At 36.6% G+C, this 15825-nt stretch carries 16 protein-coding genes and 1 riboswitch; of the genes, 3 read left to right on the top strand and 13 right to left on the bottom strand.

Features of this window, described 5'->3' with window-relative positions; translation table 11 throughout:
* The first annotated feature begins 322 nt into the window (after positions 1–322).
* Positions 323–3067, top strand: a complete 2745-nt coding sequence (locus ACQ76T_RS23540; protein WP_431345632.1) for a TonB-dependent receptor plug domain-containing protein — start codon at positions 323–325, stop codon at positions 3065–3067.
* 137 nt (positions 3068–3204) lie between these two features.
* On the opposite strand, the gene tenA is transcribed toward ACQ76T_RS23540, so the two are convergent.
* The 7 genes from tenA to ACQ76T_RS23505 all read right to left on the bottom strand — a co-directional run bounded on the left by tenA (position 3205) and on the right by ACQ76T_RS23505 (position 8807).
* Positions 3205–3855, bottom strand: coding sequence for a thiaminase II (gene tenA, locus ACQ76T_RS23535; RefSeq protein ID WP_431345631.1), 651 nt, complete (start codon positions 3853–3855; stop codon positions 3205–3207).
* A complete protein-coding gene (gene thiD, locus ACQ76T_RS23530) occupies positions 3842–4675 on the bottom strand; it encodes a bifunctional hydroxymethylpyrimidine kinase/phosphomethylpyrimidine kinase (RefSeq protein WP_431345630.1) in 834 nt (277 codons plus the stop codon). Before thiD ends, tenA begins: the two co-directional genes overlap by 14 nt.
* Positions 4672–5307 (bottom strand): thiamine phosphate synthase, encoded by a 636-nt coding sequence (gene thiE, locus ACQ76T_RS23525; protein ID WP_431345629.1) that lies wholly within the window; start codon positions 5305–5307, stop codon positions 4672–4674. Before thiE ends, thiD begins: the two co-directional genes overlap by 4 nt.
* Positions 5304–6101, bottom strand: coding sequence for a hydroxyethylthiazole kinase (thiM, locus tag ACQ76T_RS23520; protein WP_431345628.1), 798 nt, complete (start codon positions 6099–6101; stop codon positions 5304–5306). Before thiM ends, thiE begins: the two co-directional genes overlap by 4 nt.
* A gap of 60 nt (positions 6102–6161) precedes the next feature.
* A riboswitch (TPP riboswitch) is annotated at positions 6162–6254 on the bottom strand.
* A 351-nt stretch (positions 6255–6605) separates the two neighbouring features.
* A complete protein-coding gene (locus tag ACQ76T_RS23515; RefSeq protein ID WP_431345627.1) occupies positions 6606–7640 on the bottom strand; it encodes an alpha/beta hydrolase fold domain-containing protein in 1035 nt (344 codons plus the stop codon).
* Positions 7641–7663: 23 nt separating this feature from the next.
* Positions 7664–8047: a DUF3037 domain-containing protein gene (locus tag ACQ76T_RS23510; protein WP_431345626.1), complete on the bottom strand. Its 384-nt coding sequence runs from the start codon at positions 8045–8047 to the stop codon at positions 7664–7666.
* Positions 8034–8807 carry a HipA family kinase gene (locus ACQ76T_RS23505; RefSeq protein WP_431345625.1) on the bottom strand — a complete coding sequence of 258 codons (774 nt, stop codon included), beginning with the start codon at positions 8805–8807 and terminating at the stop codon, positions 8034–8036. The genes ACQ76T_RS23510 and ACQ76T_RS23505 overlap by 14 nt, the downstream gene beginning before the upstream one ends.
* Before the next feature lie 206 nt (positions 8808–9013).
* Here ACQ76T_RS23505 and ACQ76T_RS23500 point away from each other — a divergent pair, with 206 nt between their 5' ends.
* Both ACQ76T_RS23500 and ACQ76T_RS23495 read left to right on the top strand, forming a co-directional pair.
* Entirely contained in the window at positions 9014–9856 is an 843-nt protein-coding gene (locus ACQ76T_RS23500) for an alpha/beta hydrolase family protein (protein ID WP_431345624.1), read from the top strand.
* A 47-nt stretch (positions 9857–9903) separates the two neighbouring features.
* A complete protein-coding gene (locus tag ACQ76T_RS23495) occupies positions 9904–10413 on the top strand; it encodes a hypothetical protein (protein WP_431345623.1) in 510 nt (169 codons plus the stop codon).
* A gap of 50 nt (positions 10414–10463) precedes the next feature.
* On the opposite strand, the gene ACQ76T_RS23490 is transcribed toward ACQ76T_RS23495, so the two are convergent.
* From ACQ76T_RS23490 to ACQ76T_RS23465, 6 genes are all read right to left on the bottom strand, one after another.
* Positions 10464–11288, bottom strand: coding sequence for a flavin reductase family protein (locus ACQ76T_RS23490; RefSeq protein ID WP_431345622.1), 825 nt, complete (start codon positions 11286–11288; stop codon positions 10464–10466).
* A 62-nt stretch (positions 11289–11350) separates the two neighbouring features.
* Entirely contained in the window at positions 11351–11758 is a 408-nt protein-coding gene (locus ACQ76T_RS23485) for a GxxExxY protein (RefSeq protein ID WP_431345621.1), read from the bottom strand.
* A gap of 33 nt (positions 11759–11791) precedes the next feature.
* Positions 11792–13039 carry a fumarylacetoacetase gene (fahA, locus tag ACQ76T_RS23480; RefSeq protein WP_431345620.1) on the bottom strand — a complete coding sequence of 416 codons (1248 nt, stop codon included), beginning with the start codon at positions 13037–13039 and terminating at the stop codon, positions 11792–11794.
* A 56-nt stretch (positions 13040–13095) separates the two neighbouring features.
* On the bottom strand, positions 13096–13560 hold the full coding sequence (locus tag ACQ76T_RS23475; RefSeq protein ID WP_431345619.1) for a hypothetical protein: 465 nt from the start codon (positions 13558–13560) through the stop codon (positions 13096–13098).
* 71 nt (positions 13561–13631) lie between these two features.
* On the bottom strand, positions 13632–14762 hold the full coding sequence (gene hppD, locus ACQ76T_RS23470; RefSeq protein WP_431345618.1) for a 4-hydroxyphenylpyruvate dioxygenase: 1131 nt from the start codon (positions 14760–14762) through the stop codon (positions 13632–13634).
* Between the two features lie 239 nt (positions 14763–15001).
* Positions 15002–15793, bottom strand: a complete 792-nt coding sequence (locus ACQ76T_RS23465) for a hypothetical protein (protein WP_431345617.1) — start codon at positions 15791–15793, stop codon at positions 15002–15004.
* Positions 15794–15825 lie beyond the last annotated feature (32 nt).

The following is a 15825-nucleotide window of genomic DNA, read 5'->3' as shown; positions in this document are numbered from 1 at the left end:
GAATTGGGTCCGTTTTTATTTTTAGTAAAACATTCGTAAAGCTATTCGTTGTTGAACACATTGCTTTTTTGATCGAAAGAGTAATTATAGAGCGATATAGTTCTTTATATATATTGTGTTTTCTGTATTGTTTTGGGTTTTATATTGAATAAAGTAAGTTTTTTATTGAATGTTTCTTAATTTATCATAACTTTAAGTGAGGGATAGAAAGAAACGATAACTATTTTTTACAAAAACAAAGTCTATTATTTTTGTGGACTAATAATTAAATTCTACATTTGCAACTTGTAAAAAAACATGAATGTTAATCAATTTCTAAACTATGAAAAATAAGAAAACTATTCTTTCGGCCTCTGTTCTATTTTTCCTTGGTGTATTTACCTACGGGCAGGAGAAAGACAGTGTAAAAACGAGTAAAGACACTATAAAAACCAATAATGTAGAAGAAGTTGTTATATTGGGATCAAGAGCCGGTGCCAGATCCAAAATAGACAGCCCGGTTCCGGTAGATGTATTCAATGTAAAGGAGTCGTCGGTTATTCTTCCACAGACCAACATCGGACAGATTCTGAATGCTGTTGCTCCATCTTTCACCTCTACCATCCAAACCAACTCAGATGGAACAGATCACCTAGATCCTGCTCAGTTGAGAGGATTGGGACCAGACCAGGTATTGGTATTGGTTAATGGGAAAAGAAGACATACTTCAGCACTTGTTAACGTAAATGGAACACCGGGAAGAGGTACAGTAGGAACGGATTTGAATGCCATTCCATCTTTTGCCTTAAACAGAATAGAAGTTTTGAGAGACGGTGCTTCTGCACAGTATGGATCTGATGCCATTGCCGGAGTGATCAATCTTGAACTGAAAAAAGATACCGGAAAACTGGCGGGGCAGATCAGTTATGGAGGAAATTTAACCCCTGCAGCCAATGATCATACTGGAAATTTTGATGGACAGAATATCCAACTGGATCTGAACTACGGAAACAAAATTGGAAAAAGAGGAGGTTTCTTCAACATTACATGGACTTCACAGTTCAGAAATCCTACTTATAGAGCAGGGACGGAAAGTGGTCCTATTTATAATGCCTATAATGCTATTGAGCAGCGTGCTTTGAATAACGGAGTTAATCTTTCTTCTCTTTTTACTGATATTAAAGATATAGCCAATCCTCAACAGCTTGTAAACTATGTGCATCAATATGCACAGCAGGTAGGATATTTTTCTCAGGATTTGCAAAATTCAATCCAGGGAGCGAATACAATCGGCGCTTTACAGGGAATTTTAGGAGCAGATGTAACCGATCAGGAGCTTGCATACAGAGGACTGAACCGAAAAGATTTCAACATGCAGGTAGGCCAGTCGAAGCTTAATAATCATCAGTTTTTTATCAATGCTGAATTGCCTATTAATGACGATTGGAAAGTATATACTTTTGGAGGATACAGTATAAGACATGGTACTTCCGGAGGATTTTACAGAAGACCTAGAGAAAGCAGAACCTTTACAGGACTCTATCCTAATGGGTATCTTCCACAAATTGGAACCGATATCCAGGATCTTTCTTTAGCAGCTGGAATCAAAGGAAAATGGGAGGGCTGGAATATTGATTTCAGTAATACTTTCGGACAAAACGCATTTACCTATAATATTGGAAACACGGGAAATACTTCAATGCGTTTTGCTTCTCCAAATGAATTTAATGCAGGAGGTTTAAGATTTTCACAGAATACAATCAATTTAGACTTTTCTAAAAAATATGATGTTTTGGAAGGAATCAACGTTGCATTTGGAGGTGAACACCGTTTTGAAAATTTCAAAATAACACAGGGAGAAGAAGCTTCTTACCAGACTTATGACCAGTATGGAAACATCTGGAATGGCGATCCGGCTCAAAGAGCTACAGATTTCTTTGGACAGCCTCTTCCTGGAGGTTCACAGGTATTCAATGGATTTAGACCTGAGAATGCAGTGAATAAAAACAGACAGTCATTGGCAGCGTATGCAGATGTTGAGTTCAATTTTACCAACTGGCTTTTAGTAGATGCTGCTGCGAGATATGAAAACTATTCAGACTTTGGATCTACTTTTAACTATAAACTGGCTTCCAGAATCAAGGTTGCTCCAAACTTCAATGTAAGATTTGCAGGATCTACCGGATTCAGAGCACCTTCTATCCACCAGATTTATTATAATGTAACGTCTACTTTATTTACCAATAATCAGCTTTTGGAAGTAGGAACTTTCAGCAATGACTCCCAATTGGCAGGTCTGCTGAATATGCCAAAACTGAAACAGGAAACTTCAAAATCTGCAAGTATAGGATTCACATATAGAATTCCTTCTGTGAATCTGACCTTTACAGCAGATGGATATTTTACTAAAATTAATAACAGAATCATTCTTACAGACCAATTCTTAAGAAAAGATGTACCAGTGGATGCACAGCTACAGTATGACAAATTAAATGTGAATGCAGCACAGTTCTTTACCAACGCCATTGATACAGAAACGAAAGGATTGGATATTGTGATTTCTCATAATACAAGATTTTCAGACTTTAAGTTAGATAATAACTTTGCGGTGAATCTGAACCAGACTAAGCAGGTTGGAGATATTCACTCAGCAGGACTGTTGGCTTCTCCGAATCTTGAAAAGATTTATTTCTCTGAAAAATCAAGAGTGTATCTGGAAGAAGCGGTTCCTAGAGTGAAAGCCAGTCTTTCTCATACCCTTTCATGGAAAAATGCAAGTTTCTACCTTAGAAATACCTATTTCGGAAAAGTGACCGGAGCTGATATAGTAGATGCAAATGGTGATGGTATTATAGAGCCTAACGAGCATCAGAAAATAGGAGATAAGATCATTACCGATATTTCTGTAGTGTATCAGTTTACAAAAAATATAGGATTGACTTTAGGGGTAAACAATGTTTTTGATATTTATCCTACCAAAAATCTTGCAGTATCTTCCAATAACGATCAGTTTGTTTATTCCCGTTCCACCTCACAGTTTGGGCAGAACGGAAGGTATGTTTTCTCCAGATTGAATTTCAATTTTTAAACAATATTTTACTTTTTACAAAAAAACGGAACCTTTATTTTACAAGGTTCCGTTTTTATTTTCTGTGATATTCTGAAAATGACAGGATAGGTTGAAAATTTAAAAGGTAGAAACCAGTACTATCAACCTTGCAGATTTTATTTCCAGGTTTTAAGTTCATAGGCAGCTTCCCAGAAATGATATTCCATGCGGGATGCTGTAATGAAAGCTTCGGTCATTTTTTTTCTGGTCTCAGCAGTACTGTTTTCAGCGATTTTATCACAAATAGCTATTGCCTGATCCACTGCGGCAGAAAACTCTTCTCCGGCGTAGGTAGCGATCCATTTTTCATAAGGATTATTGTCGGTATTCTGAATTTTGTAGATATAATTTCCAACTTCCCTGTAAATCCAGAAACAAGGTAATACTGCAGCTACGGCAATTTCTACAGACTCCAAAGCAGCTGTACTTCTCAGAAAATGAATGTAATGATGGCAGACAGGCTGTAAAATACCTTTATCGTTCACTCCGAAATCTTTAAAGTAAGACTCGTGCAATGCATTTTCTACAACAATAGCATTCTCTGCGAAACGCATGAAAGCCAATACATCCTGAAGATCCGGGATTTTAGCAGCAATCAGAGAAAGAGTTCTTCCAAAGTGTTCTAAGTACAGAGAATCCTGAGCCATGTAAAAACGGAATTTTTCCTGAGGTAAACTGCCATCTGATAATTCTTTTATAAAAAGCATATCAAGAATAGATTGGTAGCATTCTTCAATATCATTCCAGGTTTGTTCAGACCATTTCATTTTTGATGAGTTTTTGAGGGTTAAAAAAGTGATTAAGCGGACCATTTCCAAGTCCTGTTTGTACATCCATTCCGTTTTCTATAGCCTGATAAACATAATCCTGAGCTAAAGAAACAGCGTCGTACAAAGTTTTTCCCTGAGCAATATAAGCCGCGATTGCTGAAGAAAGCGTACAGCCGGAACCATGGGTATTGTGGGTCGCAAATTTTATAGTTTCAAAAGAATGAAATAGATCAGATTCATCATAAAACAAAGACGTTATCGTTGAGGTTTCCTGATGACCGCCTTTAAGAAGAATTGTCTTGCATCCCAATGTTTTGATCTTTTTTCCTGCTGTGTAAAGATCCTCAAGGGTTTCTACTTTCATGTCTGCCAGAATAGCGGTCTCATCCATATTGGGCGTAATTACATCGGCAATGGGGAAAAGCATTTCGGTAATTGCTTGAATGGTCTCTTCTTCAATCAATCGGTGTCCGCTGGTGGCTACCATTACAGGATCAAACACAATGGGGATCTTTTTATATTGAGATAAGGTAGAAACGATGGTTTCAACCAGCTGAGGCGTATGAACCATCCCGATTTTAATAGCATCAGGAACGATATCTTCCAGAATCGCTTTGATTTGATCTGCAACCGCTTCAACAGCAATCGGATAGATATTTCTTACTCCTTGAGTATTTTGTACAGGTAAGGCCGTTAATACAGATGTAGAAAAACATCCTAATGCAGAAGCCGTTTTGATATCCGCCTGAATTCCGGCGCCACCGCTTCCGTCAAAACCGGCTATGGTCAATACGGATGGATATTTATATTTTTTCATTTTAAGATTTCGTTTTTTAATTCATATGCTGCTTTTTGAGGATTATCAGCACTGCATATTGCTGATACTACAGCGAGGCAGTCTGTTCCTGCATTCATGATCATTTTCGCATTTTCCAGATGTACATTTCCTATCACAACCAGCGGTTTTTCTGTAAGCTGCCTGATCTTAGCGATGCCCTCAAGTCCCCATTCCGTAATGGTATCTGTTTTAGTATTGGTTTTAAATACGGGGCTTATTCCGAGGTAATCTGACACAGAAGTTTCCTGATTATCAAGTTGTACTAAATGTTCTATAGAATACCCTATTATTTTATCTTTAATGGAAGGTTGCTGTCTCAGATAGGTAGGAGCAGAGTCACTGTTTCCAACATGAATTCCTGCAGCATTTACTTTTTCAGCCACTTCAATGTTATCGTTAATGATAAGAGGAATGTTATATTTATCGGTAATCTCAAGAAGTTGGCGTGCCTTCTGAAGAAATAAAGCAGTAGAGTCGTTTTTTTCTCGCAACTGAATGATATCTACACCACCGAGAATTGCCTGTTCTGCAACTTTTAGGAAATTTTTTCCAGCACAGTCAGCTTCTGAAATTACAAGATATAATTGGTAAGGAAAGGAATGTAGACTCATTTTTTTTCAATCTTCAAATGACGGATGAATTCTTCCTCAGTAATATTGTACAGCTTATCAATCAGATTAACCTGAAGGCTTCCCGGACCTTTGCTTTCCTGAACTGCAAGTTCTCCGGAAATTCCCAGGAGTGCCATTGCAGCGGTTGTTCCTAATGATTTATCTTCTGAGGACCCTATGAATGCTCCTATTAATGCTGTGGCTGAGCATCCAAGACCAGTGACTTTCGTCATAAGAGGATGCCCATTTTTAATAAAAAAAGTTTGTTGAGGACTAAGGATAATATCCGTTTCACCAGAAATACAAACAATCGTATTGTACTGATCGACTAAAATTTGAGCTGCGTCAATCGCTTCATTACTTTCTGCGGTACTGTCAACCCCTTTGGTGACTGTTGTATTGATCTTGGCTAAAGCAATAATTTCAGAGGCATTCCCTCTGATCACTGTAGGATGATACTGTAAAAGCTGGTGTAAAATCTGGTCGCGAAATGAAGTCGCTCCCGCTCCAACAGGGTCTAAAACCCAAGGCTTATGTATAGCATTTGCTGTTTCTGCAGCCATAAGCATCGATTCGGACCAGTATTCATCAAGAGTACCGATATTAATCACTACCGAATGGGCGATATTGATCATTTCTCTGATCTCAGATTTGGCATGAGACATAATAGGAGATGCTCCTGCAGCCAAAAGAGCATTGGCTGTATTGTTCATCACTACGTAATTGGTAATATTGTGAACCAGGGGAGACTTTTGTTGTACAAGCTGAACTTGCTGCCAGAGAGTTTTTTCCATTGTTATATTAAAATAAAAATAGCTTTAGGAAAAATCCGGAACAAAAGGTACATTACAATATAATGTAGTTTTGCTTTTCCCTACGCCGGTGTAAGCCGTATCAGGTTCAAAGGGACTCTCTCAATTCTTTTCAGAATACCCCTAAAGCATAACAAATGTATAAAAATTATCACAGCAGGCAAAAAAGCGCTACAGGAATTTGAAAAAGAAATAGATCAATCTTTTCATTTTCATCATTACTTCTTAGCTATAAAAACTAAAAATCATATCAATTCTTCCCACCAATTTTTACCAATATTATCAATCAACCCATTATTATCATCCCCATCCAATAAAAACACAATCATCTGTACACATCCGTGAAATCTGTGGTTAAAAATTAAAAACCTCTCAGATTAAATATAATCAGCAAATAATGTTTAATAGTATAGTCTTTCAGTACATAAAAAGCGATATCTAGACAAAAATAATATGACTTAAATTATAAAGTATTGATTATATTTTTTACTTTTTCTGCGATACAACGAAATCCACCATTTCATCTGTAAGTTTATCAAGATATGCTTTATCTGTAGTACCGAAGCCGTGAACACCTTTATCTACAACAATTAAAGAGGTTTGTACTTTAGCTCTTTTTAATTTCCTGTACAGTTTTTTCGATTGACTTAAAGGAACAATTTTATCGCTATTCCCCTGAACAATCAAAGTGGGAACGGCTTCAGAAACAAAATAAACCGGAGATATGGTTTTGAAATATTCTATTGCCCTGCCCTGATCTTTTTTTACATCATATCCGGAAAGTCCTTTTACTAAATCTTGTTGTAAACTGACAATCTTCTTTGAAATTAACCCAATCATAGCCACAGGGATGGTTCCCAGTCTTGTATGAAATAGCTTATTCAGGTCAGCAGGGCCATAATGATCAATAACATAATTAACTTTTGCTGAGTAGGAGGAAAGCTCAGGATTGCCAATATAAGTATTGTCCGGAGTGTAGGCCGCCATTAAGGCAAGGTGTGCACCTGCTGATGCTCCGAAAAGGCCAATATTATGAGTGTCGAAATTGTATTTTTCTGCATTTTTTCTTACCCATCTTATCGCATCTTTGGTATCTTCCAGCGGAAGTGGAAAATGGGTACTGTCATTGAGAAGTGTATAGTTGATGCTGACTACAGCATATTTTTTGGCCATCAGCTTTGCAATCGTAGTTTCCACATAATTATCAGCATGAATGATCTTGTCTCCTCCTACCCATCCACCACCATGAATGTAGATAAGCACAGGCAACTTCTCTGTCAAAGCATTTTTAGGCGTAAAAACATCCAGTTTAACCGGACTGCCTTTTCTATTGATTGTGTAAGTAATATCTTCGGTAATATTGGCTATCTCTGGAAGAAGAGTACTTTTTACTGGAGGTGTTTTAACCAGTGTTTGTGAAAAGTTTTGTGAAAAAAATGAATTGGAAATACTTAAAAATAAAACAAAAAACAGGTTTGTGAAAAACCTGTAGTTTGATATGTTGTTGATGGATGAGTTCATGATAATTTTTTTTGAGGGAATCGTTATTTTACTAACTCCTCAAAAAGCTTACCAAAAGTGCGATCCAGATCTTTGGATTTTCCGGGATGAGGTCTTGAAGTCTGCACAACGGCACTTCTTACTGCGGTCAGCCATCTAAAGCGCTCAGGAATGTCGAGCAGAGCGATAGGGCCACCATCTTTATCACCATTGGCTATCTTCTGAAAACTTATCAGATTCTGGATAACATCATCATAATCAAGTTTACTGTGCATGAATTTGAATTTATCCGGACAAAGGTAGAATTCTACTTTGATGAATTTTTCTTTTTTAGAAAACATCACCAATCCTATATTGAAAAATTCTTCTCTTTCAACTTTTGGTACCAAGCGTATTACCGCATATTCATATATTTTATCCCCTTGCATTTTTGGCTTCGTTTACAAAGATTTGAGAATTTTCGAATCTGGTTTTTAAGAACTGAAAATAGATTTCACGGATTTCGTCGGGAGTTTCTTCAGCATCATTCCAATGTAACCAATCTTCGGGAATAGCATTGACTATGTCTCTGAAAAGGGCATCATTCAATACTTCATGGGCAAACTTATCAGCTTCATCCAACATTTTAGCTTTAGGCAGCAGTACGTGGTCTTTCACATACTTGAAAGGCGTTTTTGCGGCTGCATCAAAATTCTGCCATGAATGGTGGAAATAAAACGAGGCACCATTATCAATGATCCAGAGTTCTTTATGCCACATCAGCATATTGGTATTTTTAAAAGTACGATCGATATTGGTGATAAATGCATCCAGCCATACTATTTTCGAAGCCAGAAACGGATCAACTTTCACACCCGGATCATAAGTAATGGAACCGGAAAGATAATGTAAGCCAAGATTTAAACCCTCAGAATACTTTAATAAATCTTGTATTTCTTCATCGGCTTCCGTTCTTCCAAAATCTGCATCAAGAGTAATAAAAACCAGTTCAGGAATTTTCAATCCTAACGCTTCTGTAATTTTTCCACCCAAAAGTTCAGAGATCAGCATCTTTACTCCATGGCCTGCACCACGGAATTTTAATACATATTTGAAATCATCATCAGCTTCTGCCAAAGCAGGAAGAGAACCTCCTTCTCTCAACGGCAGAATGTAACGCATCACGGTTACAGTTCTTAAATTCTGCATAAGGCAAAAATAAGCTTATTTTTTATACATTTTTAGAGAATCTTTCCTTTGTTTTTAGAGTGAAGCCTATCAATTCGTCTGAGATATAATGCCATTTCAATCAATAAAATATAATTAAAAATAAAAAAAGTAGAGTTTTTTTCATAAATTTATATTTAAGTTATCATTGTAGCTGTAAATTATGTTAAATGAAACTCGTTTATTTTATGAATTTGATTATTGAAAAAGATATATTTTTAGAAAATAAGGAAACAAGAGGTTTTCTGGCTGATAGTTTTTATACAGATACCACCCAAAAACTTCCGTTGGTCATCTTTGTTCATGGGTACAAGGGATATAAAGACTGGGGCGCATGGGATTTGATGGGACAAAAATTGGCTGAAGCAGGCTATTTCTTTGTAAAGTTTAATTTTTCTCATAATGGAACAACGGTCGATAACCCTCATGATTTTGCTGATCTTGAAGCTTTTGGAAATAATAATTATTCTAAAGAACTCTCAGATCTTGGGGTTGTTATTGACCATTTTATTCAAAATCCACATGTAGATTCGGAGAAGGTTGTTTTGATCGGGCACAGCAGAGGAGGAGGTATTTCCATTATTAAAACATCGGAAGATGAAAGAATCAACGGTTTGGTTACTTTAGCCAGTGTAGATACTTTAGAAAGGTTTCCTACTGGGGAAGCCTTGGGAAAATGGGAAAAAGAAGGGGTATATTATGCATTAAACGGCCGTACGAAGCAGGAGATGCCTCATTATTATCAGTTTTATGAAGATTATGAAGAAAACATTCATCGATTTGATGTAGAACGGGCTGCCGAAATGGCAAAAGCTCATATGTTGATTATACATGGAACAGAGGACGAGGCTGTAGAAGTAAAGCAGGCTGAACATCTTCACCTTCTTAATCCAAATTCTGAACTGTTTCTTATTGAAAATGCCAATCATACTTTTGGAGCAAAAGAACCATGGGCTGATCAAGATTTACCCAAAGATCTGAATACCGTCACCGAAAAATGTATTGATTTTATCAAAGAAAAACTGAATTAAAACCTTTACAATCATTTTATAATATATTAACCAACATACTTATATTTATGAAAAAAATCATTGCAGGCGCATTTGCGCTATCATTATTTGTCGTTTCCTGTAATAAGGAAGCAAAAACGGATACTTCTGTGAGCAAAGATTCTTTAGCTGCCACAACACCCAAAGATTCGGCTGTTGCTCCAAAAACAGATTCTGCTTCAACAAAAACAGCCTCTGTTCCGGGTACAGACAATATCATTGCCAAAAATGAAGGAAAATATCCCCATGATATCAAACTGTTTGAAGATAAAACTATTTCTGACAGATTGAAGAAGTTACTGGGGAAAAAGTATGATGAAATGGTGAAAAACTTCAATGTAGAAACCCCTGTTACCTCCGAAAACGGGATTTATAAAGTGACAGGATGTAAGCAGCATGATTGTCCGGGATATTCCACAGATATTTATTATGATGCCAAGGATGACAATATAAATGTTATGATAGATCAGAATGGAACATTAACAGATTTTAGCGAAAAGAAGAAAATCGCAGTGACAAAATCTTTAAAAGCAAAATAAAGAAAAGCAGCCTGAATTTTTCAGGCTGTCTTTTTTATCGTTAGAATTATTTACTTAATGGTAAGAATACTCCATGCTTCCTCTATTTTACTTTCCAGAAGAAGTTTTTGAACATCACGATGAATATTTTCCTCGGTATGGAATTCTCCGGATGGTAATACTTCCGTATTGGCAAGCATCCCGAGATCATTTCCTGTGAAGATTTTACTGTATTTGATGGCTTCCGGCAGAAGATCAAAACCAATTCCTTTTGTTACTAAAGGTTTGGGTACTTCAAAAAGATTGTTTTCATTGCTTCTGGAATACCAGTTGCTGCCCAGGCGGGCTACCATATCCAGTTTTTGCTGATCAAGATTTCCTGCTTCATTCAGATATTCTTCACGAATGTGAATCTTCTGAACCTCACAGATTACCAGATTACCGGCACCGCCCTGATCACCCAATGGTTTTACCTCTAGCACTTTGCATTCAAAATTTACAGGACATTCCTCAATCAGTTTGGGCTTTACAAGATCTGCATCTTTCATCGTAAGACCAGATTTTACAAATTCATTAACTCCGGTTTCATATTCTGTAGAAGCCAAAGAAATTTGTTGTACAATTGGGAAATTTACCGTTCCAATTACAACTTCCGGAACTTCCAGAACATTTTCCAGTGTATGTTTTGTCGTATTATCACGCACTCTTCTCGATGGTGAAAAGATCAGAATCGGAGGCACCGTACTGAACATATTGAAAAAGCTGAATGGTGATAAATTATGATGACCGTCTTTATCCACCGTAGATGCCAAAGCAATAGGTCGCGGTGAAACGGCCGTTTGCATAATGGTTTGTAACTGTACGGAGGTTATCTCGGAGGGGATTACTGTTTTCATATTCTAATTTAACCACAAAAGGCACAAAAGTTTTTAAGTAAAATAGCTTTCATATTTAAAGTTTAAAAAAGCATATCGTAATATTGGTTCACAAAGGTTTCCTGTCCTTCATGATATAGATTTTTTACATTAAAATTGATTAAAATCCCTTTGGGTTTCTTCATTAAGTTAATATAATTAAGAAGTTGAGCTTTATGAATATCATTAAGCTTTACAACTGACTTTAATTCTACCACAATTAGGTCTTCAACTAAAAAATCACAAAAGAAATCACAATTAATTTCTTTTCCCTTATAATGTACTGGAACTTTCAATTCAGATTTAAAATTAATATTTCTTAATCTAAATTCTTCTTCCAGACATTTATGATATACGCTTTCCAATAAACCAGGCCCTAAAACTTTGTGAACTTCTATACAAGCACCATTTATTTTATAGGTAAGATCTGTTAAATATGACTGCGTGATCATTAATTCTTTTGTGACTTTTGTGGTGAAAAAAAATTAAAGTGTTGGGATAATTTTACCCGAAACCTCACCGAAACCTACTCTCACTCCATCTTTTTCAGCCCATGCCTTCATGGTAACAGTATCATTATCTTCAATGAATTTTCTCTCTTCACCGTTGCTTAATGATAAAGGATTTTGACCTCTCCATGTCAATTCAAGCATAGAACCGAAAGATTTTGGATCGCTACCGGAAATAGTACCGCTGGCGTATAGATCACCTACCTCAACATTACATCCGTTTACAGTGTGGTGTGCCAATTGCTGAGTCATATTCCAGTACATGTGTTTGTAGTTGCTTTCACAGATCAGATTTTGATCTCCGTTTTCAGGCTGAATATAGACTTCAAGGTTGATGTCGTAGTTTTTATCTCCTTCAAATTTCAGATACTCTAGAACTTCAGGATCTTGTGTTGGAGAAGCTGTTCTGAATGGTTCTAAAGCTTCAAGAGTAACCACCCATGGAGAAATGGATGAACCGAAGTTCTTTGCTAGGAAAGGCCCTAGTGGAACATATTCCCAAGCCTGAATATCTCTTGCAGACCAGTCATTGAAAACTACCATACCGAAGATGGAATCTTCAGCGTCTTTTGTAGAAATACTTTCTCCCATCTCTGTATTTTTATTGATAATGAAAGCCATTTCCAGTTCGAAATCCAGTTGTTTACATGGTCCGAAAACAGGTTTGTCTACATCAGCAGGCTTTGTTTGTCCTTTTGGGCGATTGATTTCCGTTCCTGAAACAACGATAGAAGAGGCTCTGCCGTGGTAACCTACCGGTAAATGCTTCCAGTTAGGTAATAACGCGTTAGCTGGATCACGGAACATTTTTCCTACGTTGGTAGCGTGCTCAATGCTGCTGTAGAAGTCTGTATAATTGGGGATGTGAATAGGCATCATCATTTTTACCTTATCCAGGTCATAGAATGCTTCTTCAATTGTTTTCTGATCTTTTGATAGGGTAGATCCTTCCTGTAAGAGTGCCTGAATTTTTGCACGGACAGCATTGGTAACCGGTTTACCCAGTTCGATAAATTCGTTGATGGTGTATGCTTCAAAAATATTGTCGTCCAATCCTTCAATATCTTCAAAATAACCAAGATCGTAAAGTGTGGCAAGATCAACAACCTGATCTCCGATTCTTGTACAGCATCCGATATATTCTTTGTTAAAAACTGCTACTCCAAAAGGAATATTATGTATAGAAAAATCCGAATTTGAGGAATAGTCTACAAATGATTTCATAAGTTTAGATTTTAGTTAGATTAAAACAGAGGCTGGAATTTATTTTTTCCAGGTGTTTATTTTTTTGCCTTTTTCGAGTAAGATTGCTCATCAATCCATCGGTCTTTTGTATTGACATCGATAAGGTATAGGATATTATCCTGTTGGGTCAGGAGCAGTGTTTTGGTAACCGGCAAGGGAACTTTTTTATTTTCAAGCATATCTGCTCTTAAAGAAATTATGTTTTTCTTTCGGATAATATCACCGGTAAAAACGTTGGAACTGCTTTCTCCTGTGGCTTTATCATCGAAAACCTCCACATAGGTTGCGTTGTTTCCTTTAATAATAATAAAGTCTCTTTCCGTATGGTCTGCCTCATCTTTAATGAAAACAAATTTCTTGTTATCAATATTTACCTGCTCAAGATTCTGATTGATGCCTTTTCTTTCTTCAAGTCTTTTAAGAATTGCATCCAATGTTCCATACTGAGCTTTCAGCCCTAATGTTCCAAAGAATAAAATCCCGATTAAAAATTTTCTCATATGGTGTGTTTTATAAAAAAGTTTTGCCAGAATACTGTATCCTGACAAAACTTAATATTTCTTATGTAAAATTAAAGATTACCTCTTCTCTCTTGCTCTCTTTCCAGGGCTTCGAATAAAGCTTTGAAGTTTCCGGCACCAAAACTCTGTGCGCCATGTCTTTCAATAATTTCGAAGAACAGGGTAGGGCGGTCTTCTACAGGTTTTGTAAAAATCTGAAGTAAGTACCCTTCTTCATCATGATCAATAAGTATACCTAAGTCCTGTAGTTTCTTTAAATCTTCATCTATGTGACCTACTCTTTCAGGAACCATATCGTAATAAGCTTCCGGTGGAGCAGAAAGGAATTCTACACCGCGTTTTTTAAGTTCGGTTACTGTGTGGATGATATCTTTTGTAGCTACAGCAATGTGCTGTACCCCTTCCCCTTCGTAGAAGTCAAGGTATTCTTCTACCTGAGATTTCTTTTTACCTTCTGCCGGCTCATTGATAGGGAATTTTGCAAATCCGTTTCCGTTGGACATTACTTTAGACATCAGTGCAGAATATTCTGTGTTGATTTGTTTGTCATCAAAAGATAGGATATTTACAAATCCCATTACTTTTTCATACCATTCAACAGTAGGGATCATTCTGTTCCAGTCTACATTTCCTACACAGTGGTCTACATATAGCAATCCGGCTTCTTCAGGTTTGTAGCTGCTTTCCCACTTTTCATACCCAGGCATGAAAGCTCCGTTATAATTTTTTCTTTCAACAAACATATGAACGGTTTCTCCATAAGTATAGATTCCGGACATTCTTACCTCACCATGCTCATCAGTTAAAGTTACAGGCTCTAAATACGGTTTTCCACCTCTTTTAGTTGTTTCTTCGAAAGCTGCATAAGCGTCATCTACCCAAAGTGCCAAAATTTTTACTCCGTCACCATGTTTTTTTACGTGTTCGTTGATAGGAGAGTCAGATTTCAATCCTGTTGTTAAAACCAATCTGATTTTTCCCTGTTGAAGCACATAAGATGCACGGTCTCTCACTCCTGTTTCAGGACCGGCATAAGCTACAGACTGAAAACCGAAAGCGGTTTTGTAATAATGGGCAGCCTGTTTTGCATTTCCTACATAAAACTCAATGTAATCTGTACCATTAATTGGTAAGAAATTTTCTGCTTGAGCAATTTTCTCGGCAAATGTAAGTGTTGACATATTTTCTCTTTTACTTTTATTTTATTGGTATGCAAATTACAAAAATCTTAGACATTGCGAAAATATAACCCCGGAATCGTTGAATATATTTAACATAACCTTAAAGAAGAGTTTACTTAAGTATATTTAAGTTTCAGATGTTTAGAATCAACCGCTTACATTTGTTATACAAAAGACAAGTGAAGAAAAATATTTCGAACATGAAAGCCGCAGAATTTATCTGCGGCTTTCTTATTTTTTTAGACGGTTTCTATTTGTCGGTTTAATCTTCCGGCATCCGGATTATAGTTGTCCCATATTTTCCAGGTGTCATTTATTTTTTTGATAAAATAAATTTGGGTATTCAGTTGATTAACAAAGTGTTCCTCTTCCGTTTCTCCGACTTTAAATAAAAGGTTCCAGAATTCCTGAGACTCCAGTATTTTTTTATCCGGTTCGTCTGTGACAATATTAATGTCAAAAACCTCGTAGTTGGAACGGTTGTTTTTGGTCACCAGATGAAAATCTTTATCACACAATTCTTTACTGTATAATGATAAACGCTCTAAAAACGGTGAGTCATGAAACACCAGGTCTTTTAGGTTCTCTGTGTTGTGAACAGGAAAGAGTTTGTAAAATTCAAATGCAGAAGCACAGTAGTCGTACACCATCTGTGTCAGGAAAGATTGTTCATCCGCCTCCTGATCATCGTTTTGCTTGTGCCTTACAGACAGAATGTAATCATTAAGATCTTTATATCCCAGAAAAATGCAAATCTTGTCTAGCGTTTTCAGGAATCTGAGGTCATTGTGAGTTTTATCCTGATAATCATTTTCAAAAAAACGCTGCAGTGTAACGTGTGAAATGGTATTACCGATTTCAAATTTTTTACCTCCTTTAAGTTCTTCAGCTTCCGATAGCTCGTCTTTGATAATTTCTGAAAGAATAATATAATGGCTTCTTTTCCATTCATTCACATTCCCCAAAACAGAATTCCTCACTTTCGAATGCTTTACAACTTCTTCTCGTATCGAATTATATATAGTCTTCAATTTCCTTGTTTTATAAAGAGTTTGATCAAAAA

Origin of the sequence: Chryseobacterium sp. JK1 (assembly GCF_050632815.1) — a bacterium.
Lineage (GTDB): Bacteria > Bacteroidota > Bacteroidia > Flavobacteriales > Weeksellaceae > Chryseobacterium.
Note: the sequence above shows the minus strand (reverse complement) of the source record. Positions and strands in the feature narration are given on the sequence as shown.

Bases quoted from the DNA above. Each gene is read 5' to 3' on its own strand.
- ACQ76T_RS23515 (WP_431345627.1), bottom strand. From the start codon at position 7,640: ATGAACTCATCCATCAACAACATATCAAACTACAGGTTTTTCACAAAC.
- thiD (WP_431345630.1), bottom strand. From the start codon at position 4,675: ATGAAAAAATATAAATATCCATCCGTATTGACCATAGCCGGTTTTGAC.
- ACQ76T_RS23510 (WP_431345626.1), bottom strand. From the start codon at position 8,047: ATGCAAGGGGATAAAATATATGAATATGCGGTAATACGCTTGGTACCA.
- thiE (WP_431345629.1), bottom strand. From the start codon at position 5,307: ATGAGTCTACATTCCTTTCCTTACCAATTATATCTTGTAATTTCAGAA.
- ACQ76T_RS23505 (WP_431345625.1), bottom strand. From the start codon at position 8,807: ATGCAGAATTTAAGAACTGTAACCGTGATGCGTTACATTCTGCCGTTG.
- ACQ76T_RS23495 (WP_431345623.1), top strand. From the start codon at position 9,904: ATGAAAAAAATCATTGCAGGCGCATTTGCGCTATCATTATTTGTCGTT.
- thiM (WP_431345628.1), bottom strand. From the start codon at position 6,101: ATGGAAAAAACTCTCTGGCAGCAAGTTCAGCTTGTACAACAAAAGTCT.
- ACQ76T_RS23540 (WP_431345632.1), top strand. From the start codon at position 323: ATGAAAAATAAGAAAACTATTCTTTCGGCCTCTGTTCTATTTTTCCTT.
- ACQ76T_RS23490 (WP_431345622.1), bottom strand. From the start codon at position 11,288: ATGAAAACAGTAATCCCCTCCGAGATAACCTCCGTACAGTTACAAACC.
- tenA (WP_431345631.1), bottom strand. From the start codon at position 3,855: ATGAAATGGTCTGAACAAACCTGGAATGATATTGAAGAATGCTACCAA.
- ACQ76T_RS23500 (WP_431345624.1), top strand. From the start codon at position 9,014: ATGAATTTGATTATTGAAAAAGATATATTTTTAGAAAATAAGGAAACA.
- ACQ76T_RS23485 (WP_431345621.1), bottom strand. From the start codon at position 11,758: ATGATCACGCAGTCATATTTAACAGATCTTACCTATAAAATAAATGGT.
- hppD (WP_431345618.1), bottom strand. From the start codon at position 14,762: ATGTCAACACTTACATTTGCCGAGAAAATTGCTCAAGCAGAAAATTTC.
- ACQ76T_RS23475 (WP_431345619.1), bottom strand. From the start codon at position 13,560: ATGAGAAAATTTTTAATCGGGATTTTATTCTTTGGAACATTAGGGCTG.
- fahA (WP_431345620.1), bottom strand. From the start codon at position 13,039: ATGAAATCATTTGTAGACTATTCCTCAAATTCGGATTTTTCTATACAT.